Genomic DNA, 22,994 nt, shown 5'->3' with positions numbered 1-22,994 from the left:
TTGAACCAGTTGAACCAGTGATTGACATTGCGTTGTCAGCGTACGAAATCCGTGAAATTGAGCTATTTTGGCAACTTGGGCTGACCGATGGTCGTGATGATGCGGTCGATGGCAATTTTGAACATAGTGTAGGTAACGAGTAAGTAGGATAAGTCATGATTAAAAAGCGTGGGCTTGGTGCAGGACGGGGTTTGGACGCACTGCTAGGCAATATCAGTACTGAGAAAAATATTATCCAAGGCTCGTATATCATTGAGCGTGAAACGCCTGCGCCCGATGCGGATGCAGATGTCAATGCACAAAAAGATGCCGACAAAGATACTGCCAAAGACAAAGATGTCAAGGTCAAAAAGTCTGATAAAGTAGACAAAGGCAAATCCAAAAAAGCCAAAGCCATCAATCAAAAATCTGCTGTCGATAGCCAAACAGATATCGTCAAAACTCAAGATGGCGAAAAAGTTGCGCTAGTGCAAATCGCCACCAATCGCCTACAGTCGGGCAAATATCAGCCGCGCCGTGATATGAACGAAGATGCACTCAATGAATTGGCATCGTCTATCAAGCAGCATGGCGTGATGCAGCCGATTGTCATTCGTCCACTGCTTGGCGATGAAGATAAGACCAGTGACACCGTCACCCATGAGATTATCGCTGGTGAGCGCCGTTGGCGTGCGGCAAAATTGGCAGGGCTTGAGAGTATTCCTGCCATTGAGCGAGTGCTGTCTGATGAGATTGCTATTGCACTTGCACTGATTGAGAACATTCAGCGTGAAGATCTCAATGTGCTTGAGCAAGCGGTGGCGCTACAAAGATTTCATACCGAATTTGGCATGAGCCATGCGATGATTGCATCTGTCGTCGGCAAGGCACGCACCACTGTATCTAACTTACTTCGCCTGAACCATCTGCATGATGAAGTCAAGCAATACATCCTAGATGGCGCAATGGATATGGGTCATGCTCGTGCTTTGTTGTCGCTATCAGATGCTCAGCAGCCAATCATCGCCAAAAAAATCGTCGATGGCAACATGACCGTCCGTGATGCAGAGCGCTTGGTCAAATCTATCCTAGATCCAGAGCCAAAAGTCGTCTCACAGCCTGATCATGAGATTTTGGCACTTAGCCAGCAAATCTCAGATGCACTAGGTGCAACCGTCAAGCTCAAGCAAGGCAAAGACGGCAAAGGCAGTGTGGAAATTTTCTTTTATAGCCATGATGAGCTCAACGAACTCATCGAGAAACTTAGCCAATAATCGGCATCTAACCTATGAAACAAGCCGAACTTGCCCTCACCAAAGCATGGCAAAATCAATCGCCAGCACTCAAGCTGCTGAGCCCATTATCCGCTCTGTACGGAGCGGTCAGTCAAGTTCGCAAATCTATGTACGCCAACGGAGTGCTTAGCGTCTATCATGCGCCTGTGCCTGTGCTGATTATCGGCAATATCACGGTGGGCGGTAGTGGTAAGACGCCACTGATTATCGCTTTGGTCGAGTACCTGCTCACTCAAGGGGTGAATGTTGGTGTCATCAGTCGTGGCTATGGTGGTGATAGTAGCCAAATGCCGTGCTTGGTGCAGACAGGCAGCACTCCTGCACAAGTAGGCGATGAGCCATGCTTGATTGTCCAAAGCATCCATCAAAAAGGCTTATTCGTACCGATGGCGGTCGGTGCTAATCGCCAAGCGGTGATTGAGCTGTTATTATCAGCATATCCAGATATTCGCCTGATTATCAGTGATGACGGACTTCAGCACTATGCACTACATCGGGATGTCGAGTGGATTGTTGTCGATGGTCAGCGGGGCTTTGGCAATGGTAAGCTTATGCCACAAGGTTTTTTGCGTGAGCCGATATCACGACTGGATGGTGCGTCGGTGATTTATCATGATAAAGATAGCACCAAATACGCCCCCGATACACCGCTGATGCACCTTGCGCCAACTGCGCTTGTACCACTTGTGCCGACAGCCAAGCACCCACCAAAGGCAGGCGATACCGTCTATGCAGTCAGTGGCATCGGCTACCCCAAGCGGTTTTTTGACACCTTGACGCAGCTTGGCTATCAATTGATCGAAAAGCCCTTTGGTGATCATCATGCCTTTAGCATCGATGAATTGCAAGCATTGCCAGATTTACCCATCATCATCACCGCCAAAGATGCGGTCAAAATCCGTGAATTACAGCGTGTATTTACCGATGCAGTGTTTGAGCGTATTTGGGTATTACCTGTTGAAGCCAAGCTCTCAGACAGTGTATATCAGATGGTGGATACGCTGATTGATGAGTTTCATTTGATTTAGTCTTACTTTTTAATATTATTTAATTTTTGGAAAAATATCATGCCAAAAGTTCATTTGGTTATCCCAGCTCGCTACAAATCAACCCGCCTACCTGCCAAGCCATTATTGCCGATTCATGGTCAGCCGATGATTCTGTGGACTGCCAAAAAAGCGATGCAGGCTACCTTTGCTGATACTGTCTGCGTGGCAACGGATGATGAGCGTATTTTTGAAGTTTGCCAAAATGCTGATATCCAAGTGGTGATGACGGATACAAGCCACGCATCAGGGACGGATCGCTTGGCACAAGTGGCGACGGATTTGGGCTTTGGCGATGATGATATCGTCATCAATATGCAGGGCGATGAACCGCTTGTACCGCCAGTGCTGCTTGAGCAAGTGATGCAACTACTCATTGACAATCCTGACTGTGCGATGGCGACACTGTGCGAGCCGATTCATGACGCTGATGAATTTGCCCGTCCATCGGTGGTCAAGGTGGTGAAGGATAATGCCAATCGTGCTTTGTATTTTAGCCGTGCACCGATTCCGCATGACCGTGATGGGGTGATGGCAGGGCAAACCACGCCAAAGCTGGCGTTTCGCCATCTAGGTCTGTATGCCTATCGTGTGCGTGTGCTCAAGGCATTTACTAGCTGGCAACAAGGCACGCTTGAACAGCTTGAGAGCCTGGAACAGCTACGAGTACTCGAAAACGGCGAACGCATTGCGATTGATGTCGCCAAAGTAGCACTACCTGCAGGCGTAGATACCCAAGAAGATCTTGATCGCCTAAACGCCATGCCAATCGATGCGCTGATGGCGTATTAATCCCATGACTGATCAAGCTGTGCTACCGACCGATATGTATTTTGCCGATGTGCTGCCTTGGCAGACGCAGGCGTGGGCACAGCTGACACAGCAGTTTACTGAGCATCATCTGCCACATGGCTTGCTTGCTGCAGGGCAAGAAGGTATCGGCAAGCACGCATTTGTTTGGCGATTGGTGGCGTATATTCTATGCCAAAATCGCCATGAGTACGGTGCGTGTGGCGAGTGCGAGAGCTGTCATTGGCTACGCTCAGGCACGCATCCTGATTTAATGGTATTGCCTGTCAGTAGTCAGCTGGGTGCAGAAGGTGGCGATGAGTCAATCAAAATCGACGATGTCAGAACGCTACAAGAATACAGTCAGACCAAAGGACATGGCGCAAAGGTCATCATCCTAGACCATGCTGACACCTTGACCATAGGGGCGGCGAATGCCTTATTAAAAACACTCGAAGAGCCTAGAGATGGCGTATTTTTGATACTGCTAAGCCATCATCCATCACGACTATTACCCACTATCAAAAGCCGTGTGCAACGACTGCCCTTGTCGCAGATTGATCATGCGTGTGTAGTGGATTTTTTGGGTGCGTATATGGATGGTGATACTGCTCAGATGATGCTTACCATCTGCGATGGTGCGCCACTACAAGCGCTCACACTGCGACAAAGCGAGTGGTTTGGCTATCGAGAGCTGTGGCTCAAGACCATGATGGCATTGCAGAGTAAATCACGCAGTCCGATTGCTGCTAGTGATTATTGGCAAGACAAGCTTGACTTACAAGCTTTCATCGGGCTATCACGGCTGATGCTGATCGAGCTGTGGCGAGTGCTACTTGGTTTGCCAAGACTGCATAAGGATATTGATACGCCAAACATCACTGCCAAGATGATGCTTAGCCAAGCGTATCTTGAGCAGTTTTTGATGGTGCTTGATGATGTGCAAGCAGGGCTTAAGCAAAATATCCAAGAAAAAATCGCCTACGATCGGCTGATGGTGGCAATGGTGGGGTGATTTGACTGTTGTTTGTCATTTGTCATTCTGTATCAAGCGTTATCGTCTAGCATAAATCTAGTATAAACCAGCCATTGATTGAATAAAAATACCGCCATGTCAAACACGGCGGTATTTATTTTGGTGATTGAGCTATCAGTATTCAGCTTGCCACAACTTACCAACGAATTGGCGTGATGTGCGGATTGCCTGATTTTAGATGCTCATAAGTGCCTTTGACAAAGATGTCATCAGTCACGGTATTGATATTGGTATGGCCGCAGAATGCCATCGTGATGTCGCACTCTTTGTAGATGATTTCTAGTGCACGGCGGACACCATCTTCACCATAAGCACCAAGACCATATAGGAACGAGCGACCGATCATCGTGCCTTTTGCGCCTAGAGCAATGGCTTTTAGGACATCTTGACCTGAGCGGATGCCTGAGTCTAGCCATACTTCACAGTTTGAGTTCTCAGCGTGAGCGGCTTGTACGCAGTCAGATAGTGCAGCGATTGATGATGGTGCGCCATCTAGCTGACGACCGCCGTGGTTTGAGATAACCATCGCATCAGCGCCTGAGCGAGCGGCTAGGATAGCATCTTCAGGTTCCATGATGCCTTTGATGATGAGCGGGCCGCCCCATAGTTCTTTGATGCGTGCGACATCATCCCAGTTTAGGCTTGGGTCAAACTGCTCAGCTGTCCATGATGACAAGCTTGATAGGTCGGTAACACCTTTGGCATGGCCTGCGATATTACGGAATGTATGACGCTTAGTGCCTAGCATATTAAAGCACCATTCAGGCTTGGTCATCAGATTTAGGATGTTTTTTAGCGTTGGTTTTGGTGGTGCTGACAGACCATTTTTGATGTCTTTGTGGCGTTGACCAAGCACTTGTAGGTCAGCAGTCAAAATTAGTGCCGAACAGTTGGCAGCTTTGGCACGCTTGATTAGATTTTCCATAAACTCTTTGTCACGCATGACATACAGCTGGAACCAAAATGGCTTGGTGGTGTTCTCAGCCACATCTTCAATCGAGCAGATTGACATGGTAGATAGTGAGAATGGGATACCAAATTTCTCAGCGGCGCGTGCGGCATGGATTTCGCCATCTGCCCACATCATACCTGTAAAGCCAGTCGGTGCGATGGCAACAGGCATTGAGACATCTTGACCAATCATCTTGGTGGCTAGGCTGCGACCTTCCATATCCACAAGGACACGCTGACGCAGTTTGATGCGGTCAAAGTCGGTTTCGTTGTTGCGATAGGTGGTCTGTGTCCACGAGCCTGAGTCCACATAATCGTAGAACATACGGGGAACTTTACGCTCGGCAATACGGCGCAAATCTTCGATTTCGGTAATTTTACTTAAATCTGCCATAATAAATTCTCTTTATTGGTTATTTGTCTATGAATAAATTTTGTTTTAATAAAAAATTCATCTGCTGAATTTCTTATCAAAATAAAACTTCACGCAACAGCTGACTATTTTACTCGCTTTATATCATATACGGCAATAGCTGATTTGCGGTTTTCGAATAATACTTACAAAAATCATAAAAGTGGGCTTGAGTGACCAAACCCACTTTTTTGGTATGAGTGATTAGGCTTTGGCACCTGTCTTGCTCATCACAAGCAAGAATAGGACAGGCCATGCCACAGCACCGATCCACCACATTGGGCTAAAGATCAGCGCCATACCGATGAGACCTGCTTGGATGACATAATAGCTCATCGAAATCAATGTCTTACGGATGACGTAACCTTCACGGTTCACAAGACCAACAACCGCACAGGCAGCGACGACATTATGCACAGAAATCATGTTACCAGCTGCACCGCCGACCGCTTGTAGCGCGACAACTTTACCAGCATTGGCGACATCCAGACCGATTTGGGTAGCTGTACCCCATTGGAAATGGGCAAACATCATGTTTGATACAGTGTTTGAGCCTGCGATAAACGCACCTAGCGCACCAATCCAAGGTGATACCAGTGGCCACATACCTTCAAACGCACCAGCTGCAGCCGTTGCCAAAACTTTTGGCATCGCCAGCATCTGCACCGCAGCATCAGGCGCTGTACCTGAGTTGATGAAGACTTGTACCATTGGTACAGAAAATAGCAGTGCAGGTGCTGCGGCAAGCATTGTCTTGGCAGAAGCTGACCAGCTCTTTTTGACCATATCGCCTTTCATGTTAAACAAGAAAATACAGATGATTGACACCAATAGCAGTACCGTACCTGGAGAGTACAGAAGCTGAGTCTTGTTGGTGATGGTCGTGCCTAGGATGTTGGTGTAGGCGATGGTGACCGCATCTGAGTTTAGCCATGCTTTTAGTGGCTTGATGGTACGGGTGATGATCAAAATCGCAATGATGATCAAATAAGGTGAAAACGCACGCAGTACTGAGAAGTTCGGCGCATTCTTTTCATCAGTGTTGGTGACGGCAAGTTCGCTCACCCATTCTTTATCCCAGTTCTCTCGTGGGCCAAAGTCGAAAGTCTCTTTTGGCGTTAAAAAACCACGCTTAGCTGCAGGGATGACTAGCGCCATACCGACGATCGAGCCGACGATCGATGGTAGCTCAGGGCCGATGAATTTGGCAGTCAAGAAATATGGCACAGTAAAGGCAAGGCCGGCAAAGATCGCAAATGGCGCTGCTTTTAGACCTTCGGTGAATGAACGCTTCTCACCAAAGAAACGGGTTAAGAAACCACATAGAATCAGCGGAATCAAGAAACCGACCGCCGCATGAATAAAGCCAACATTACCTGAAATATCAAAGATATAAGCAGGCAAATCTTTACCCACAGATGCCAGCGCATTTGCCACATCTTCTTTGTTTTCAAGACCTGAATTGACACCGATCAGCAGTGGCGTACCGACTGCACCGTAGGAGACAGGCGTGGATTGGATGATAAGCACTGCCATGACACACGCCATCGCAGGGAAGCCAAGTGCCAATAGTAGTGGTGCTGCGACCGCTGATGGCGTACCCCAACCGGTAGAGCCTTCGATCAAGCAGCCAAATAGCCACGCCACAATGATCATCTGTACACGGCGGTCAGGTGAAATATCCATAAAACCACGGCGGATCGCGGTGATAGCGCCGCTTTCTTTTAGGGTATTTAGGATGAGAATCGCAGAAAAAACGATAAATAAAACATTGACAGCGGTCAGCACACCATGGATGGTGGCAGCGGCAACTTGGTTACCGCTCGTTTGCCAAACAAAATACGACAATGCCGCCGTTGCAAGATAAGCCAAGCTCATGGCGTATTTTGCAGGCAGACGCATCACAACTAACAGTACGAATACGATAATAATTGGCAACATCGCCAAAAAAGTATACATACACACTCCTTGTATCGTCAATGACGAAAAAAAAGATTGTTTATCTGCTGTTTTTTAATGACTCAAAATACAACAAAACCACAAAGAAAAAAACAACCTACCATGCCCAAAAAATACAAGCACGGACATGGCAGGCGGTATTGATTGAAATAAATTCTAGGCAATTTTACAGTTTCGGCTTTTAAAAATAAATATGTCGCTATAGTTACTGCAAGATATAGTTGTCATTTATTTAATGAATAAACTGTATGAAAATTGTGCATTTTTAAATTTTTTATTAATAAAATCAAATAGATAATAATTGTATAGTCAAGGCATCGACCGATGTGCTAATTGTAGCGTTTTTGTAAACTTGTCAATACAACTGCAAGATTTTGACAAACGCTCAATGCCCAAGCCCAATAATTGCTTATTGGGTTATCATTAAATATTGGGCTTTTTTATAGTTCTGACGACAATCTATGATACACTTTTTGTTAATAGCTGATTGATATCCATCACCGAAAATGGATAACAAAGCAGTTTGGTTGGTGTGATGAGAATCGGAATATACTTACCCAAAGTGTCCAGCAGTGTGATGTCTTTGGTGTTCATAATCTCAAGGCGAGTAAGCGTCGGTGGATTGGGCTGCGTCTTAAGCACAAAGCTCATCCAAGTCTGGGCGTCTTGACACAGATGACAGCCATCAGTACCGAGTAAATACCAGGTGTGCTCATGACTGTCATCATCATTGACTTGTAAGCAGGTAAGTAATTCACGACGCAAAGATGCAAAGTCATCGGACGATATGGATGTCAAGGCATGGCGATTGTTTTTTAGATTGGATAAATGGATTTTATTATTGAGTGTAAACATAAGAAAATTAGATTGAATTTATTTAGAAAAATGGTGTTAGAAAACAGCGAATTGTCAGCTCAAATCATGTACAATAGCTAGATTAGATTATGGAGTATTGTAGCGTGTTTCGGACGGTTTTAAAATGGGTATTGATGCCACTTTTGGGTCTGTTCATCGGCTTTCATGTGATGGTGGCAGGTCTATTGGCAGTCGGTAGTGCTGTGCCTGTGACCAATTCTGCGTTTATGGTATGGCATAGGCTGTCAGGCGGGAGCGTGACACAGACTTGGGTGGATTATGACAAAATCGCCAAATCCACCAAGCAAGCCGCCATCGCAAGCGAAGATGGGACTTTTGCGACGCATAATGGCTTTGATTTTAATAGTATTCAAGCAGCGATGAAAGCCAATGAAGCCGAAGGTGCGGTGTCTGTCGGTGGCTCTACGATTAGTCAACAGCTTGCCAAAAATCTGTTTTTGACATCGCATCGCTCATACATCCGAAAGGGCGAAGAAGCCATCATCACCGTGATGATGGAAGCCTTATGGAGCAAAAAACGCATCTTAGAAGTATATCTAAATGTCGCTGAATTTGGCGAAGGTATCTATGGCATCGAAGCGGCGGCATGGCATTATTTCAAAAAACCTGCCAGTAAATTAAGCCGTGAGCAGTCAGCGCTACTGATTAGTCTACTGCCCAATCCCAAATACTACGGCAAGCGTCTCACCGCCAAACGCCTAAAAAGCAAACAGCGTATCATTCTAAGACGCATGAACAGTGCCGTCTTGCCCCAATAAATAGGGTGTAATTGGGTGTGTGATGTGTGCTTTATGCGTGCTTTGGCTGTATTGAAACAGTCCGCCAAATCCAGTAAAATGACTAATGAACCTTTATAATTTTTATGAACCATCGATTTGATCGGCGAAAATTGCACCTTGCTATCGGTGCGATATTATCAGAACAACTCAAGGATTTTATCATGACACAGACCGTCCAATTATCAGCACAAGAGACGCAGGCAGTTGCCTTGGTTGCCACACAGCCAAATCATTTGACCCAGATTGACCAGCTATTTGATGAAGAAGGTGGATTTTCGCCTGATTGTTATATCAATCGTGATTTGTCTGCGTTGCGCTTTCAGCTACGAGTGCTTGCCCAAGCGACCAATCCACGCCATCCACTGCTTGAGCGGATGTTCTTTTTGACGATTTTTTCGTCAAATTTGGATGAGTTTTTTGAGATTCGTGTCGCAGGCTTATTACAAAAGCTAAAGCAGGGCGATCAGGTGAGTAGCCTAGATGGACGTAAGCCAAGCGAGCTGCTGCATAAGATTAGCGAGATTGCGCATACTGCGGTGGATGAGCAGTATCGGATTTTGAATGAAGATATTTTGCCTGAGCTTGCCAAGCATGAGATTCGTTATCTTAAGCGTGATGAACTTGATGATGATCAGCGTGCATGGATGCGTGAGTATTTCTTTAGCCAAGTCATGCCTGTGCTGACACCGATCAGTATTGACCCTGCGCATCCATTCCCACGCCTTGTCAATAAATCCTTGTGCTTTATCGTCAGCCTAGAGGGTAAAGATGCCTTTGGTCGTGATATCAAATATGCCATTGTCCCTGCGCCGCGCTCATTGCCCCGAGTGATTCGTCTGCCTGATGAGCTGACTGATGGCAAAGAGCATCACGTCATGCTATCGGCGGTGATTCATGAAAATGTCGGCGAGTTATTCCTTGGTATGAAAGTCACAGGGTGCAATCAGTTCCGCTTGACTCGTAATGCGGATTTGGCACTGGCTGATGATGTGGATGATATCGCTAAGGCATTGGAGGGTGAGCTTGACAATCGCCGCTTTGGCCATGAAGTACGCCTAGAGGTGACGACCAATTGTCCGCAAGAAGTGAGCGATTTTCTATTAAATCAGTTTGATTTGTCTGATGACCAATTGTACCGTGTCAATGGTCCGGTGAATTTGACCCGATTATTGACCAGCTTTAATCGTCCTGAGCTCAAGTTCGCGCCGTTTACGCCTGCCATTCCAAAGGCGTTCCGTGAGATTGATATGAATGAGACAGGCTCGATGTTTAGTGCGATTGCTAAGCAAGATGTGCTTGTGCATCATCCGTTTCATGCCTTTAATCCTGTGGTGAATCTGCTTTGGCAAGCGGCTAGTGACCCGGATGTGCTTGCCATCAAGCAGACGATTTATCGCTCGGGCGTAAACTCCGAAATCGTCCAAGCACTCGCTGCCGCTGCCCGTAATGGCAAAGAAGTCACAGCGGTGATTGAGCTGCGTGCTCGTTTTGATGAAGCAAGTAACATTGCCGTTGCTAATATGCTCCAAGAAGCAGGTGCGGTCGTGGTCTATGGCATCGTCGGCTACAAGACACACGCCAAGATGATGCTGATTGTCCGCCGTGAAAATGGCAAAATCCGTCGCTATGTGCATCTAGGCACGGGCAACTACCACGCAGGCAATGCCAAAGCCTATACCGACTATGGCTTATTCACCGCCAATAGCGAAGTGTGCGAAGATGTGGCAGGCGTGTTCCAACAGCTGACTGGTATGGGTCGTCCATTACCATGTAAACAAATTCTACACGCACCATTTACGCTACATGACACCTTGATGAAGCTGATTGATGATGAGATTGCTCATGCCAAAGCTGGCAAAAAAGGGCGAGTGATTCTCAAGTTTAACGCCTTAACCGAGAAAAAAATCATCAATAAGCTATACGAAGCAAGCCGTGCCGGTGTTGAGATTGATTTGATTGTCCGCTCAATCTGCTGTCTGCGTCCGCAAGTGGCGGGCTTGTCTGAGAATATCCGTGTGCGTTCGGTGGTGGGGCGATTCCTTGAGCATACTCGTGTGTATTATTTTGGTAATGATGTCGAAAATGGTGGTAAAGAGCGACTGTACTGCTCAAGCGCTGATTTGATGGATCGAAATCTATTGCACCGTGTCGAAGTGGCGTTCCCAATTCTGGATGAGAAGCTATTTAAGAAAATCTATCAAGATGGCTTGATTAACTACCTACAAGATACAGTGCAGGCGTGGGAGCTATCAGGCACTGGCGAATGGCATTCTTTGGCACTTTCGTCGGGTGGTCATGATGCGCAGATGACTTTATTGCACAAGATTGCAGGCTGATGGTGGAAATGGTTAATTGTCCGTGCGGTTCAGGACTACCGTTCGCTGAGTGCTGTCAGCCATGTCATCAGGGTGTACCCGCCAAGAGTGCTGAAGCCTTGATGCGCTCACGATACAGTGCCTTTGTGGTGGGTGATATTGATTATATCATCCGCACCACAGTGCCTGCCCAAGCGGTGTATCTTGACAGGCAATCACTACAAAACTGGGCGGATGAGATGACTTGGACATCACTTGTGGTCAAAAGCCATCGCAAAATTGGCAAACGCCATGCGCAAGTGCATTTTGTCGCAAGCTATGCCAAAGATGATGGCAGCATCGGCGAGCATGATGAGCTGTCCGCCTTTGTGCTTATCCAAGATGATGACAAAGCGCAATGGTATTTTCTTGACCCGACAGTGCCTGTCAGCCTAACTAATAAACAGCCTTGTCTATGCGGTAGTGGTGAGAAATTTAAGGCGTGTTGTGGTAAGTTTTTATGATGAACAGGCTATTTGATTATGTTGCTAAATTGAGTACCATGCCAAAGATGATGATGGGTATGGCGTTTGCTATGATGACTATGATGCCAGCTTTTGCAACTGAGCAGACAATCACCGATGAGCAATTTATCAAAACCAAAAATATCAATTTAATCAAAAGCTTATACATGACATCACTGGATAAGAGCAATCCAGAATACTACGACATTTGGCGAATGTATATCACGCCTGATTTTACCAAAGTACTTCATGATGATGTGATGGCGTTTTCTGATGTGGATTTTTCTTGTAGGGGTGCCAATCCGTTACTGATTGAGTGGCAGTTTGTACAGTCGGTGGATAAAATACATTTTGAAGCACCAAGTGATAATTTGGTCATCGCAACGATGGCAGTGCCGATGGATTATGCTTTATATGGGCAATACAACCAAGCAAAAATATCATTTGCACTGATGACTGATGAGCATGGTTATTATCCACGCATTGATGAAATTTATCATGAATTTTTGAAAAATGGCGAGATGGTTGATGGTCATCATGCCGAAAAATTAGCCGTCAGACGCTGTGTTGCAGAGCATTTGTCAGCACCCAAAGAATAACAAATATGGGTTTAGCTACAAACACCAAAACAAAAGCCAAAGCATTTTTATCGCAAATCATGTAAAATACGCACAGTTGATTATTGTGCGTATTTTTTTATGAAATTTATTGTCAAACTCTTTCCAGAAATCATCATGAAAAGCGAAACCGTGCGTAAGCGGTTTGTTAAAGTGCTGACAGGGAATATTAAAGAAATCTTACACAGAATTGATGAGTCTGTCGTGGTCATCCGCCATTGGGATTTTATTGAAGTGCGTAGCCAAGATGAGTCAAAGCGAGCTTTGATAAAAGACGCGCTGAGCCGTATTTCGGGCATTCATCACTATTTGGAAGTGGATGAGACGACTTATACGGATTTGCACGACATATTTTTGCAGACTTTGGCGGAGTATCAAGATAAGTTGATTGACAAGACTTTTTGTGTGCGTGTCAAGCGTCGTGGCAAGCAGGATTTTGATTCGATGCAGGTGATGCAGTATGTCGGCGGTGGGCTGAATCAGCATATTGAGTCTGCCAAAGTCCAACTCAAAAATCCCGATGTCACCGTGCGTATCGAGATTGAAAATGACAAGATGATGCTTGTTAAGGCACGCCACGAAGGGCTTGGCGGCTATCCGATGAGCACCCAAGAAGATGTGCTGTCGCTGATTTCGGGTGGCTTTGATTCGAGCGTGTCGAGTTTTTCGTTCATGCGTCGTGGTAGCCGTGTGCATTATTGTTTTTTTAATCTCGGTGGTCAGGCGCATGAAGTGGGTGTCAAACAGATGGCGTATCATCTGTGGTCACGCTATTCATCATCGCATAAGGTGAAGTTCGTCACGGTGAATTTTGAGCCTGTGGTGGCAGAGATTTTACGCAGTATTGATGATGGACAAATGGGTGTGGTGCTCAAGCGTATGATGGTGCGAGCCGCTAGCCAAATCGCCGAACGCATGGGCATTGAAGCCATCGTCACCGGCGAAGCACTGGGGCAGGTGGCAAGCCAAACGCTGACCAATCTACATCTGATTGACAAGGCATCATCACGCTTGGTATTGCGTCCCTTGATTACCCATGACAAAGAGCATATTGTCAAGATTACCGAACAAATCGGTACATTTGAGATTGCCAAATCCATGCCAGAGTTCTGCGGTGTGATTTCAAAATCCCCTACGGTCAAGGCGGTGGAGTCAAAGATTATCGCCACCGAAGCTGATTTTGACTTTGCTGTATTACAAACTGCCATTGATACAGCGGTGGTGAGTGATATTCGTGCGTTATCACAAGTGGATAAGGCGGTCGAGCCACAGATTGTCCATCAGGTGTCAGCAGGTGAAGTGGTCATCGATGTGCGCAGTCCTGATGAGACGGATGAGTCGCCACTGCAGATTGATGCGCCTGTGATTGAGCTGCCGTTTTATAAGATTGGCAGTGGCTTTGGACAGCTTGACCAGACCAAGACTTATCTGCTGTATTGCCATCAAGGGGTGATGAGTCGCTTGCAAGCAGGGCAACTTTTGGCAAATGGTTATCATAATGTCAAGGTATTATCACTGAAGAAAACTGCTGACAGTGATGCTTGATTGGCTTAGTTTGATTATCTTATATGATAAGTTGAAATAAGTAGTGATTCATAAAAAAATCAGCACCCAAGTGATTTTGAGTGCTGATTTTTTATAATGAGCAATAGTCCATCAGTGATTAAGAATCTTGCTCAAGAAATCCTGTGCACGATCAGACTTGGCATTTTGGAAAAACTCATCTTTACTGCAGTTTTCGATGATATGCCCTTGATCCATAAAGATGATACGGCTAGCCACTTGACGAGCAAAGCCCATCTCGTGAGTCACGCACATCATGGTCATGCCTTCTTTGGCAAGCTCAACCATCACTTCAAGTACTTCTTGGATCATCTCAGGGTCAAGCGCAGAAGTCGGCTCGTCAAACAGCATGGCAATCGGATCCATCGACAATGCACGAGCGATGGCGACACGCTGCTGCTGACCGCCTGACATCTCGGCAGGGTATTTTTTGGCGTGTGCAGCTAGACCGACACGGTCAAGATAGCCCATGCCTTTTTTGATGGCATCAGCTTCATTACGACCAAGCACTTTCATCTGTGCGATGGTCAGATTGTCGATGATTGATAGATGTGGAAACAGCTCAAAATGCTGAAACACCATGCCGACACGACTGCGTAGCTTTGGTAGGTCGGTGTTTTTGTCGCCGACGCTGATGCCATCGACTAGGATTTGACCGCCTTGAAATGGCTCAAGTCCGTTGATGGTCTTGATAAGTGTTGATTTACCAGAGCCTGATGGACCGCAGACGACAGTCACATCGCCTTTGTGCACATGGGCGGTGCAGTCGGTCAGTACCTGAAAATCGCCATAGCGTTTGGTGACATTGCTAAGCTTAATCATGATTTCATCTGAATTATGCCCATTGTCAGTGACCAGTCCGCCAAACTCATTGATATAAGTGGTTGCGTCAATTTGTGTTTGAATAGCCATAGATTATACTCGTAAATTCTTTTGAAGTTTCGCCACGCCTTTTGAGGCAATCAGACTGATAACAAAATACACTGCACCAGCACCTAGGATATAGTACTCAAGCAGACCCATCAGCTCGCCACGCACATAAGCGGCACGGAATAGATCAACGAGACCTACAGCAAAGACAAGCGTCGTATCTTGGAATAAGATGATGGATTGTTGAAGTACCAGTGGCAACATCTTGCGAAATGCCTGTGGTAGGATGACCAGTCGCATGGTCTGTGAATAGGTCATGCCCAGCGCTTTGGCGGCATTGATTTGACCTTTGCCAATTGACTGAATACCAGCACGCACCACTTCGGCAAAATACGCCGCTTCAAACATGATAAAGGCAATAGTACAGCTCATAAATTTGGCGTCAATGGTCAGATACTGACCTGTCACCATGCTGTACATCATCGGTACGGCAAAATAAAACCACAGTAGTACCAGTAGTAGCGGTACAGAACGAAAATAGTTCACATAAATCTTGGCAGGCGTGGCAAGCCAAGCTTTGCCCGACAGACGCATCAAGGCAAGCACTGTACCCAATGACAGACCGCCAATGACCGCCAAAATCAGCACCTTAAAGGTGACGGCAAGACCAGATAATAAGATAGGGGCTGCGGTTTGTAATTCGTTAAGCATGGCTACCCCCGTCGATTTGACCCTTGATACGCAGTTTCTTCTCAAGCGTAATCATGCCAAAAATCAGTGTTAAGTTGAAAATCAGATAAATCACTGTGGCAAAGGTATAAACTTCAAAACTGTTTTGGGTGTATTCGCTGATGGTTTTGGTTTGGCTAATCAGCTCGGTGACGCCGACCAAAGATGCGATAGATGCGTTTTTGAAACAGTTGGTGAGTTCAGAGCTTAGCGGTGGCAAAATCACACGGAACGCCTGTGGCAAAATTACATAGCGATATGATTGAGCGGTGCTAAAACCCAGAGCAGCAGCGGCATTTGATTGACCTTTTGGCAGAGACTCAATACCTGTACGCACCTGCTCAACGATACGAGCGGCGGTGAATAGACCTAGACCGATGGCAGCAGAGATGGCAGCAGAAGTGTTTGGGTCTAAGCCATACCAAAAACTGCGAAAGCCTTCGGTGAGTAGATTTGGCATGACATAAAACCAAAAGAACAGCTGAACAAGTAGCGGTACATTGCGAAAAAAATCCACATACAGCTTGCCAATCAGTTGGGCTGATTTACTTGGCAATGTACGCATGATACCAAGCACAGTACCAATCACCATGGCGATACACCAAGCGGATGCACCGATGATGAGTAGCCACTGAAAACCAGTGACGAGCCAGTGCCAGTAAAGCTCATTACCAACACCTGTTGGGCTAAATAAGACGCCCCAATTCCATTGATAGTTCACAAAAAACCCCTTAATAAAACATACAATCACAGCCAATATCCGATGGATACTGACTGTGAATTGTTAGGGTGGTGTTTGATTATTTAGCTTGTGTTGGTTTGTCGGTTGGATTTGCCAACAGGGCTTTTAGGTTGTCAGACATTGGGAATTCCATGTTGACATTCTTCGGTGGGATTGGCTGAGTGAACCACTTGTTGTAGATGTTGTTGATCTCGCCTGAGCTGTACACGCCTTTTAGGGTGTCATCAACCAGTGCTTTGAACTCGGTGTCGCCTTTGCGCATCATACAGCCATAGATTTCAAATGACTGTGGCTCACCAACGATGTGCCATTTGGCAGGATCTTTGGCTTTGGCTTTTTCGCCAGCTAATAGGACATCGTCCATCATAAAGGCTTTGGCGCGGCCATTTTCAAGCATCAAGAACGCTTCGCCGTGGTCTTTGGCTGAGATGATGTTGATGTTGAGTTTTTTCTCGTCGTTGAATTGACGGATATAACGCTCAGAAGTCGTACCTGCGGTGGTAACGAGCGTTTGATCTTTTAGATCTTCAAAGCTGTTGATGCCTGAGTCGGTGGCAGTCAATAGACGAGTACCGATTTCAAAGAAACCGACTGAGAAATCGACTTGTTGTGCACGCTCTTCGTTATTGGTGGTAGAGCCACACTCAAGATCGACTGTACCGTTTTGAACCAATGGAATACGAGTTTGTGAAGTCACAAGGTTATAACGAACCTTTAGGTCAGGCATTTGTAGCTTTTCTTTGACTGCTTCAACAACTTTTAGCTGTAGGTCGTGCGCATAGCCGACAGGTTGATTTGGATTGTCAGCGATGTAAGAAAATGGAATAGATGAGTCGCGGTGCGCCAATACAATCGTACCTGATTGTTTGATTTTTTCAAGCGTACCTTGTGTGTTGCCAGCAGGTGCAGCGGCAGCATCAGTGCCAGCAGCTGGTTGCTCAGCAGGCTTATTACAAGCAGTTAGTCCAACAGCCGCAACAAGGGCTAGACCCAAAGAAAGTGGTTTGATTTGAAACATTATATTTCCTTATAACAACAAGTCTGAGCGGTCAAACAAAAAAACATCACTGCAAAATAACCGCTCAACGGTAAAACAAATTCACCGTATTATTTAAAATAATCGAAAATTTGGACGAATGCAAGCAATGTTTAATGATTTATAGACAAATTTTGTAAGCTTATTGTAACATTTGATAGATGATATCAGTTGTAAAATGCCACCTTTGGAAGGTTATTTTACAAAATTATTCTATACAAATTGATAATATCATTAATACAAATCATCGATACAACCAGTTTTTATCAAATAAAATAAAAGGCGTTACTAAGAACGCCTTATCGTGGATAGCTAGAATTGTATGCAAAGAATAAAAATACATCTATTCACTGCTTAATAAATAATCAATAATCACCGGCGCATGGTCGCTAAACCATTGATCTTTATACACCCAAGCATTGACGGTGCGATCACGCCAATCTGGTGAGCAGGCTTGATAATCGATACGCCACCCGACATTCTTGGCACGGGCTTGACCTCGATTTGACCACCATGAATAGATGTCAGCATCATGGCGTACGACACGAAAAGTATCGACATAGCCAAGCTCATCATAGATATGATCAAGCCAAGCTCGCTCATGTGGCAGGCAGCCGGATGCTTTTTGGTTGCCTGACCAGTTTTTGATGTCGATACGCTTGTGCACGATATTATAGTCGCCACAGACGATGATGGATTTGTTGGCATCACGCCATGCCTTTAGGATGTGGCGGTATTGTTCTAGGAAATGATCTTTGCGGGCTTGGGCGTCATCGCCTGATGAGCCTGATGGCAAGTACAGCGATGCGATGTGTACGGGTGTATCAATGCCATGCGATGATAAGTCAAATTCAGCCGTGATAAAGCGTCCTTGACTATCAGCAAGCTCAAAACCTAAGCCATCTATGACCGACACAAAGGGCAATCGGCTATAAATCGCCGTGCCTGCATAGCCTGCGCGCTCGGCAGGGAATAGATGTGTGTGCCAACCATCGGGGCGAAATTTATCCGTCCACTGCTCATGGGTGATGCGGGCTTCTTGGATGCACACGACATCGGCATCGGATGTGGCTAACCACTCAAAAAAGCCTTTTTTATCAGCAGAGCGTAGTCCATTGACATTGATGGAGATGACACGCAGCACTTTGGCGGGATTGTCATAGATGGCTTTGGTGGGTACGACATCATTGGGCTTGACATCAAAGCTTGGCGTTACGCCTGTTGCCTTTGGTGCGCCTGTGGTGGCGGATTTGGCGATGCGTTTGGGCTTGATGGTGTTGGTCGCAGGTGGTGCGACTGATGGCTCAGCTTTGGACTTAGCTTCTGAAGTGGTTTGGGTGGATGGCTTGGTATTTAAAATTGATTTGGGTTTATTTAAAATGGATTTAACAGTCATAATCATCTAAAAAAACAAAAAGGGCGAAAACTCGCCCCATGCTACTTGGAACTTGATAAAATAGCAAGTAAAAATCTTACGATTTTATCAATGATTGGCTTTGATAATTGTATTTAATGACACTCTTGCCATCGATTTAATTTTTGATTTGCTCATCAAGCAAGGTTTCTTCGCTTGATTTCCAATTATACGCCCCGTACAGCACCATTTGCATTTGACGAGTACAGCGATGAAGCATGGCTTGTTTTTTGGCTTCAAGCTCATCGACGCTTGGGCGTTCGTCTTCATCGAGCAGATCAGGCATATAGGTCAAATCAAGCCAATCAATAATCCATGAGAACGACAGATTGACCCCAGTTTCGGCGAGCAAATAGCGATCTTCGATACTGATGTGCTCAAAGGCAGGCTGCATCCCCAGATCTTCACTCATAATCTTGGCAAAAGTGGCAATCTGCTCGCTGATGGCACGGCGAACCGCTTCAGAACCGCCAAAACGCTCGGATGCGATGAACTGCCAATAGCGTGGCTGGGCATTGACCGCCTTAAAAAACAGCTGAACGCTTTTGGCGATTTGTCGATCAAAGCTACGCTTGCGACCCAGTTGCATATGTTCACGCAACATGGCAAGGGCGCTACCTAGCTCATCTTCGACCAATGCCTTACCAAGGCTTTCCATGTCATCAAAATGTCGATAAAATGCTGTCGGCACGACACCAACTTCACGGGTAACTTGGCGTAAGCTGATTGAGCTGTAGCCCTGACCGCTCATACACAGATCAAGTACCGCATTAAAAAATGCTTGGCGTGTTTGGCGTTTTTTTTGTTCACGATTGGTGGATTTTTCGACGCTCATGGTTTGTCCATAAAATTGAGTGAATGACTGTATATTATCGACAAAAAGCCACACAGTTGCAAGTGATAAAGCCTAAGATGATGATTTTTTGTGCTAAAAATTGTTTACAAGTGTTGCAATCGTGCCGTTTTGATTGGATAAATAAAAAAATCCACCTGCAAGCAAGTGGATTTGGTAAGTATAATCAATGGAGAATAACCACAGATTAGCTCTTTTTGGTGCAATCAAGTAGCACGGCATTGTCGCTACCAACCACTTTGGCTTTGTCGCCATCAATGGTGAGTGTCATGCCTTTGTTTTCACCTTGAATGCCGTCATTGGTGGTGTAGTTGTTTTTGTTGTTTGGATCTTGGTTGAGATCATAGACGATGCTGTCATCGGTCAGATGGGCTTCGATTTCACCTTCGTGGTCATGGACGACGATATGTACAGTCTTGTCGCCACATTGATATGCATCACCTTCGACGTGCATATGGTCGTGCCCTGCGTGGTCGCCGTGATCATGACCTTCGTGATCATGCCCCTTGTGGTCATCACCTTCGTGATTGTGTTCTGCATGGTCAGCTTGTGCCGTTTCACCTTCTGTGGCTGGTGCTTGAGCGGTGTCGGCTGTCTTGGTGTCAGTGCTTGTGCTTTGGGCGGTTTCAGTTTTGGTTTCGGCAGTTGGCTGTTCGCTTGGTTGTGAACAGGCGCTTAGTCCAAGTGTGGCAATGATACTTGCGATGAGTAGTTTTTGTTTCATGATACAGCTCCTTGATGTGGATAACCGAAATAGTATAACCCAAAATCGAAATGATTTTCAATTAAAAAAATCAGCCAATACATAAGCATTGGCTGATTGAGTTTGTGATTATTAGACATTGAATCTAAAGTGCATCACATCGCCATCTTGGACGATATAAGTTTTGCCTTCTAAGCGAGATTTACCAGCGGCAGCAGCACCTTTTTCGCCACCATGCTCGATAAAGTCATCATAAGCAATCACTTCAGCACGGATAAAGCCACGCTCAAAGTCGGTATGAATCACGCCAGCTGCTTCAGGGGCAGTTGCGCCAACTTTCACCGTCCAAGCACGCACTTCTTTGACACCAGCGGTGAAGTAAGTTTGCAGATTCAGTAGTTCATAACCTGCACGAATCACACGGTCAAGTCCCGCTTCTTCCATGCCAAGACTCTCAAGAAACTCCGCCTTGTCCGCTTCATCAAGTAGGGCGATTTCCGCTTCGATTTGGTTGCACAGTGGCACGACGATGGCATCTTCGCTGGCGGCAAATTCACGCACTTGGTCCAGATATGGGTTATTTTCAAAGCCATCTTCTGACACATTGGCGATGTACATCACAGGTTTTAGGGTGATTAGGCCATAGCTTTTGATGAGTTTTTTCTCATCGTCATCCAGACCTGCTAGGCGGGCAGGCTTACCATCTGCCAAGAATGGCTCGATTTTTTGAAAGACAGCTAGGGCAGCTTGTGCGTCTTTATCACCGCCTTTGGCTTTTTTGTTTAGGTTGGTGATGGCGCGAGTGACGGCATCTAGGTCAGCTAGAGCAAGCTCGGTGTTGATGGTCTCGATGTCTGATAGTGGATTGACACGGCCATCGACATGGATGACATTATCATCATCAAAACAGCGCACCACATGAGCGATGGCGTCAGTTTCACGGATATTGGCAAGGAATTGGTTGCCCATGCCTTCGCCCTTTGATGCGCCTGCGACCAAGCCTGCGATGTCCACAAACTCCATACTGGTTGGGATGGTGCGTTCAGGATTGACGATTTTTGCCAATGCTTTTAGGCGTGGGTCAGGCACAGGGACGATACCCGTGTTTGGGTCTTTGGTACAAAATGGGAAGTTTTCCGCTGCGATACCTGCTTTGGTCAGTGCGTTAAAAAGGGTTGATTTGCCGACATTTGGCAGGCCGACGATGCCACAGTTAAAGCCCATGATACTCTCTTTTTGATGGTTAATAAGTTAAAAAGGTCAAAAATATAATCTATCTATTATACCAAATCCGACCGATAAATGCTTGCTAATATTTTGTTTGCTTATACCAAATCACGCCATAAATCATCATCAAAATCACGCAGATTGTCGTCGTCGCCACAAAATAATGCGTATCTGAAAATTGGCTAATCATAAAAGCGCCGAACATCGGGCCTAAAGCATTGCCAAGTTCACTAAATGCTGCAGCCCCAAAATAACTGCCACGCAAACCGGGCCTTGCAAAGCTATCAATATGCACGCTGATGGTGGGGATGACGATGACTTCAGCAAGGCTAAATACAAAAAACGCCACCGCCCACGCCAATATCGACTGCTGATCCATCAGTAGGAATAAGACTTGTGCAGACAATAAGCACGCAAGCCCAATCTGCGTGCGAGCACTGATGTGTAGTCGTCTGAATAATTTTAATAATGGAAATTGTAGCACGACGACCGTCATGCAGTTCACCACAGTCAAAAGCACAATCAGCTGTGCTGCATCATCACCCATGAGTGCAGTGATCAGCTGCGGCACGGTAGCGCTCGCCTGTGAATAGACGATAAGAATCAAAAAGATGGCAATAAGCAAGGTCAAAAACAGCAAATCTTGGCGGATGACATTGAGCGTGCTTTTAAAGTTTGGCAAGGCTTCTGTACGCACATGGCGCGTGCTACTAATCAGACGATAAATCCAAATACAAAAGCAAAAATAAGCAATGCCTGTGAGCGTAAATAAGCTATCGGCATGGCGAAGTCCCACCCACAGCCCAAGCAGTGGCCCGATAGCACCAGCAACATTGATCAAAAAATAGCGGATATACAGTGCGGTTTCACGATCTGATGGCTTGGCAAGCTGATTGCACATGATGGTCTTGCCGACGACTTCGACGAGCGGACGCACAAGCCCAAGTAGTGCCATGATGGCAAAATACTGCCAAAAGCTACTAGCAAAGGGCAATAGCACATAGCACACCATGCCAACGAGACAGCCTGTCATCAACAGGGGCTTTTCGCCAAATTTATCCGCCAAATAGCCGACATAGACCGCCGATAATGCCGCAACACCTGCCGAAAATCCCAAAATAATCCCCACGCCCATTGCAGATGCGCTGGGGTTATTATTGAGCACGATAATCAAAAATGGCCACGACATAAAGTAGCTGATACGCACCACAAAACTGCCTGAGAGCATCGCCCAAACGGTTTGGTTAAAATTGGCGACAGCAGGGTGGCGGGTGAGCGACTTGGGTAAATGCATGGCAGG

General features: G+C 46.1%; 21 protein-coding genes. 9 read left to right on the top strand and 12 right to left on the bottom strand.

All coding sequences use genetic code 11. The features are described from left to right. The first annotated feature begins 155 nt into the window (after positions 1 to 155). Genes B0680_RS06505 through B0680_RS06490 form a run of 4 tightly spaced genes read left to right on the top strand, consistent with a single transcriptional unit; the run spans position 156 to position 4,124 of the window. A complete protein-coding gene (locus B0680_RS06505) occupies positions 156 to 1,253 on the top strand; it encodes a ParB/RepB/Spo0J family partition protein (protein WP_078254286.1) in 1,098 nt (365 codons plus the stop codon). A 14-nt stretch (positions 1,254 to 1,267) separates the two neighbouring features. Then, complete coding sequence (lpxK, locus tag B0680_RS06500; protein WP_078254285.1) at positions 1,268 to 2,302, top strand: tetraacyldisaccharide 4'-kinase; 1,035 nt, start codon at positions 1,268 to 1,270, stop codon at positions 2,300 to 2,302. 39 nt (positions 2,303 to 2,341) lie between these two features. Beyond that, positions 2,342 to 3,112, top strand: a complete 771-nt coding sequence (kdsB, locus tag B0680_RS06495) for a 3-deoxy-manno-octulosonate cytidylyltransferase (protein WP_078254284.1) — start codon at positions 2,342 to 2,344, stop codon at positions 3,110 to 3,112. A 4-nt stretch (positions 3,113 to 3,116) separates the two neighbouring features. Continuing rightward, a complete protein-coding gene (locus B0680_RS06490) occupies positions 3,117 to 4,124 on the top strand; it encodes a DNA polymerase III subunit delta' (RefSeq protein ID WP_078254283.1) in 1,008 nt (335 codons plus the stop codon). Between the two features lie 157 nt (positions 4,125 to 4,281). Here the strand turns inward: B0680_RS06490 and B0680_RS06485 are convergent, their stop codons facing one another. The 3 genes from B0680_RS06485 to B0680_RS06475 form a co-directional block, all read right to left on the bottom strand. Then, positions 4,282 to 5,490, bottom strand: coding sequence for an alpha-hydroxy acid oxidase (locus tag B0680_RS06485; protein ID WP_078254282.1), 1,209 nt, complete (start codon positions 5,488 to 5,490; stop codon positions 4,282 to 4,284). 222 nt (positions 5,491 to 5,712) lie between these two features. Then, positions 5,713 to 7,467 carry an L-lactate permease gene (locus B0680_RS06480; RefSeq protein WP_078254281.1) on the bottom strand — a complete coding sequence of 585 codons (1,755 nt, stop codon included), beginning with the start codon at positions 7,465 to 7,467 and terminating at the stop codon, positions 5,713 to 5,715. 459 nt (positions 7,468 to 7,926) lie between these two features. After that, a complete protein-coding gene (locus B0680_RS06475) occupies positions 7,927 to 8,322 on the bottom strand; it encodes a hypothetical protein (RefSeq protein WP_078254280.1) in 396 nt (131 codons plus the stop codon). A gap of 104 nt (positions 8,323 to 8,426) precedes the next feature. On the opposite strand from B0680_RS06475, the gene mtgA reads away from it, so the two are divergent. The 5 genes from mtgA (at position 8,427) to thiI (ending at position 14,102) form a co-directional block, all read left to right on the top strand. After that, the gene (gene mtgA / locus B0680_RS06470; RefSeq protein ID WP_211271261.1) at positions 8,427 to 9,101 is read left to right on the top strand and encodes a monofunctional biosynthetic peptidoglycan transglycosylase; all 675 of its coding nucleotides are present in this window, start codon (positions 8,427 to 8,429) and stop codon (positions 9,099 to 9,101) included. Positions 9,102 to 9,283: 182 nt separating this feature from the next. Continuing rightward, positions 9,284 to 11,458: a polyphosphate kinase 1 gene (ppk1, locus tag B0680_RS06465; protein ID WP_407662002.1), complete on the top strand. Its 2,175-nt coding sequence runs from the start codon at positions 9,284 to 9,286 to the stop codon at positions 11,456 to 11,458. After that, positions 11,458 to 11,940, top strand: a complete 483-nt coding sequence (locus tag B0680_RS06460; protein ID WP_078254277.1) for a YchJ family protein — start codon at positions 11,458 to 11,460, stop codon at positions 11,938 to 11,940. The genes ppk1 and B0680_RS06460 overlap by 1 nt, the downstream gene beginning before the upstream one ends. A gap of 38 nt (positions 11,941 to 11,978) precedes the next feature. Then, complete coding sequence (locus tag B0680_RS06455) at positions 11,979 to 12,539, top strand: hypothetical protein (RefSeq protein WP_143821374.1); 561 nt, start codon at positions 11,979 to 11,981, stop codon at positions 12,537 to 12,539. A gap of 99 nt (positions 12,540 to 12,638) precedes the next feature. Further along, entirely contained in the window at positions 12,639 to 14,102 is a 1,464-nt protein-coding gene (gene thiI, locus B0680_RS06450) for a tRNA uracil 4-sulfurtransferase ThiI (protein ID WP_078254275.1), read from the top strand. 111 nt (positions 14,103 to 14,213) lie between these two features. On the opposite strand, the gene B0680_RS06445 is transcribed toward thiI, so the two are convergent. From B0680_RS06445 to B0680_RS06400, 9 genes are all read right to left on the bottom strand, one after another. Beyond that, positions 14,214 to 14,942, bottom strand: a complete 729-nt coding sequence (locus B0680_RS06445) for an amino acid ABC transporter ATP-binding protein (RefSeq protein WP_143821380.1) — start codon at positions 14,940 to 14,942, stop codon at positions 14,214 to 14,216. A gap of 93 nt (positions 14,943 to 15,035) precedes the next feature. Next, complete coding sequence (locus tag B0680_RS06440; RefSeq protein ID WP_078254273.1) at positions 15,036 to 15,701, bottom strand: amino acid ABC transporter permease; 666 nt, start codon at positions 15,699 to 15,701, stop codon at positions 15,036 to 15,038. Further along, complete coding sequence (locus B0680_RS06435; protein WP_078254272.1) at positions 15,694 to 16,440, bottom strand: amino acid ABC transporter permease; 747 nt, start codon at positions 16,438 to 16,440, stop codon at positions 15,694 to 15,696. Before B0680_RS06435 ends, B0680_RS06440 begins: the two co-directional genes overlap by 8 nt. 79 nt (positions 16,441 to 16,519) lie before the next feature. Next, positions 16,520 to 17,479 (bottom strand): glutamate/aspartate ABC transporter substrate-binding protein, encoded by a 960-nt coding sequence (locus tag B0680_RS06430; RefSeq protein ID WP_078254271.1) that lies wholly within the window; start codon positions 17,477 to 17,479, stop codon positions 16,520 to 16,522. A gap of 361 nt (positions 17,480 to 17,840) precedes the next feature. Further along, positions 17,841 to 18,662 (bottom strand): exodeoxyribonuclease III, encoded by an 822-nt coding sequence (locus B0680_RS06425; protein WP_407662008.1) that lies wholly within the window; start codon positions 18,660 to 18,662, stop codon positions 17,841 to 17,843. 367 nt (positions 18,663 to 19,029) lie between these two features. Further along, on the bottom strand, positions 19,030 to 19,746 hold the full coding sequence (locus B0680_RS06420; protein ID WP_078254270.1) for a TetR family transcriptional regulator: 717 nt from the start codon (positions 19,744 to 19,746) through the stop codon (positions 19,030 to 19,032). 205 nt (positions 19,747 to 19,951) lie between these two features. Then, positions 19,952 to 20,488 (bottom strand): hypothetical protein, encoded by a 537-nt coding sequence (locus tag B0680_RS06410; RefSeq protein ID WP_078254268.1) that lies wholly within the window; start codon positions 20,486 to 20,488, stop codon positions 19,952 to 19,954. A 111-nt stretch (positions 20,489 to 20,599) separates the two neighbouring features. Continuing rightward, the gene (ychF, locus tag B0680_RS06405; RefSeq protein WP_078254267.1) at positions 20,600 to 21,691 is read right to left on the bottom strand and encodes a redox-regulated ATPase YchF; all 1,092 of its coding nucleotides are present in this window, start codon (positions 21,689 to 21,691) and stop codon (positions 20,600 to 20,602) included. An 85-nt stretch (positions 21,692 to 21,776) separates the two neighbouring features. Next, positions 21,777 to 22,988, bottom strand: a complete 1,212-nt coding sequence (locus tag B0680_RS06400; protein WP_078254266.1) for an MFS transporter — start codon at positions 22,986 to 22,988, stop codon at positions 21,777 to 21,779. Positions 22,989 to 22,994: the final 6 nt, after the last annotated feature.

The organism is Moraxella pluranimalium (genome assembly GCF_002014825.1).
GTDB classification, from domain to species: Bacteria; Pseudomonadota; Gammaproteobacteria; order Pseudomonadales; family Moraxellaceae; genus Moraxella; species Moraxella pluranimalium.
This window is presented reverse-complemented; position numbering and strand designations above follow the sequence as displayed.

Excerpts from the sequence above, each read along its gene's own strand:
- B0680_RS06445 (WP_143821380.1), bottom strand. The coding sequence starts at position 14,942 with ATGATTAAGCTTAGCAATGTCACCAAACGCTATGGCGATTTTCAGGTA.
- ychF (WP_078254267.1), bottom strand. The coding sequence starts at position 21,691 with ATGGGCTTTAACTGTGGCATCGTCGGCCTGCCAAATGTCGGCAAATCA.
- B0680_RS06480 (WP_078254281.1), bottom strand. The coding sequence starts at position 7,467 with ATGTATACTTTTTTGGCGATGTTGCCAATTATTATCGTATTCGTACTG.
- lpxK (WP_078254285.1), top strand. The coding sequence starts at position 1,268 with ATGAAACAAGCCGAACTTGCCCTCACCAAAGCATGGCAAAATCAATCG.
- B0680_RS06505 (WP_078254286.1), top strand. The coding sequence starts at position 156 with ATGATTAAAAAGCGTGGGCTTGGTGCAGGACGGGGTTTGGACGCACTG.
- B0680_RS06460 (WP_078254277.1), top strand. The coding sequence starts at position 11,458 with ATGGTGGAAATGGTTAATTGTCCGTGCGGTTCAGGACTACCGTTCGCT.
- B0680_RS06490 (WP_078254283.1), top strand. The coding sequence starts at position 3,117 with ATGACTGATCAAGCTGTGCTACCGACCGATATGTATTTTGCCGATGTG.
- B0680_RS06420 (WP_078254270.1), bottom strand. The coding sequence starts at position 19,746 with ATGAGCGTCGAAAAATCCACCAATCGTGAACAAAAAAAACGCCAAACA.
- B0680_RS06430 (WP_078254271.1), bottom strand. The coding sequence starts at position 17,479 with ATGTTTCAAATCAAACCACTTTCTTTGGGTCTAGCCCTTGTTGCGGCT.
- B0680_RS06455 (WP_143821374.1), top strand. The coding sequence starts at position 11,979 with ATGCCAAAGATGATGATGGGTATGGCGTTTGCTATGATGACTATGATG.
- B0680_RS06400 (WP_078254266.1), bottom strand. The coding sequence starts at position 22,988 with ATGCATTTACCCAAGTCGCTCACCCGCCACCCTGCTGTCGCCAATTTT.
- B0680_RS06475 (WP_078254280.1), bottom strand. The coding sequence starts at position 8,322 with ATGTTTACACTCAATAATAAAATCCATTTATCCAATCTAAAAAACAAT.
- ppk1 (WP_407662002.1), top strand. The coding sequence starts at position 9,284 with ATGACACAGACCGTCCAATTATCAGCACAAGAGACGCAGGCAGTTGCC.
- B0680_RS06410 (WP_078254268.1), bottom strand. The coding sequence starts at position 20,488 with ATGAAACAAAAACTACTCATCGCAAGTATCATTGCCACACTTGGACTA.
- thiI (WP_078254275.1), top strand. The coding sequence starts at position 12,639 with ATGAAATTTATTGTCAAACTCTTTCCAGAAATCATCATGAAAAGCGAA.
- kdsB (WP_078254284.1), top strand. The coding sequence starts at position 2,342 with ATGCCAAAAGTTCATTTGGTTATCCCAGCTCGCTACAAATCAACCCGC.
- B0680_RS06485 (WP_078254282.1), bottom strand. The coding sequence starts at position 5,490 with ATGGCAGATTTAAGTAAAATTACCGAAATCGAAGATTTGCGCCGTATT.
- B0680_RS06440 (WP_078254273.1), bottom strand. The coding sequence starts at position 15,701 with ATGCTTAACGAATTACAAACCGCAGCCCCTATCTTATTATCTGGTCTT.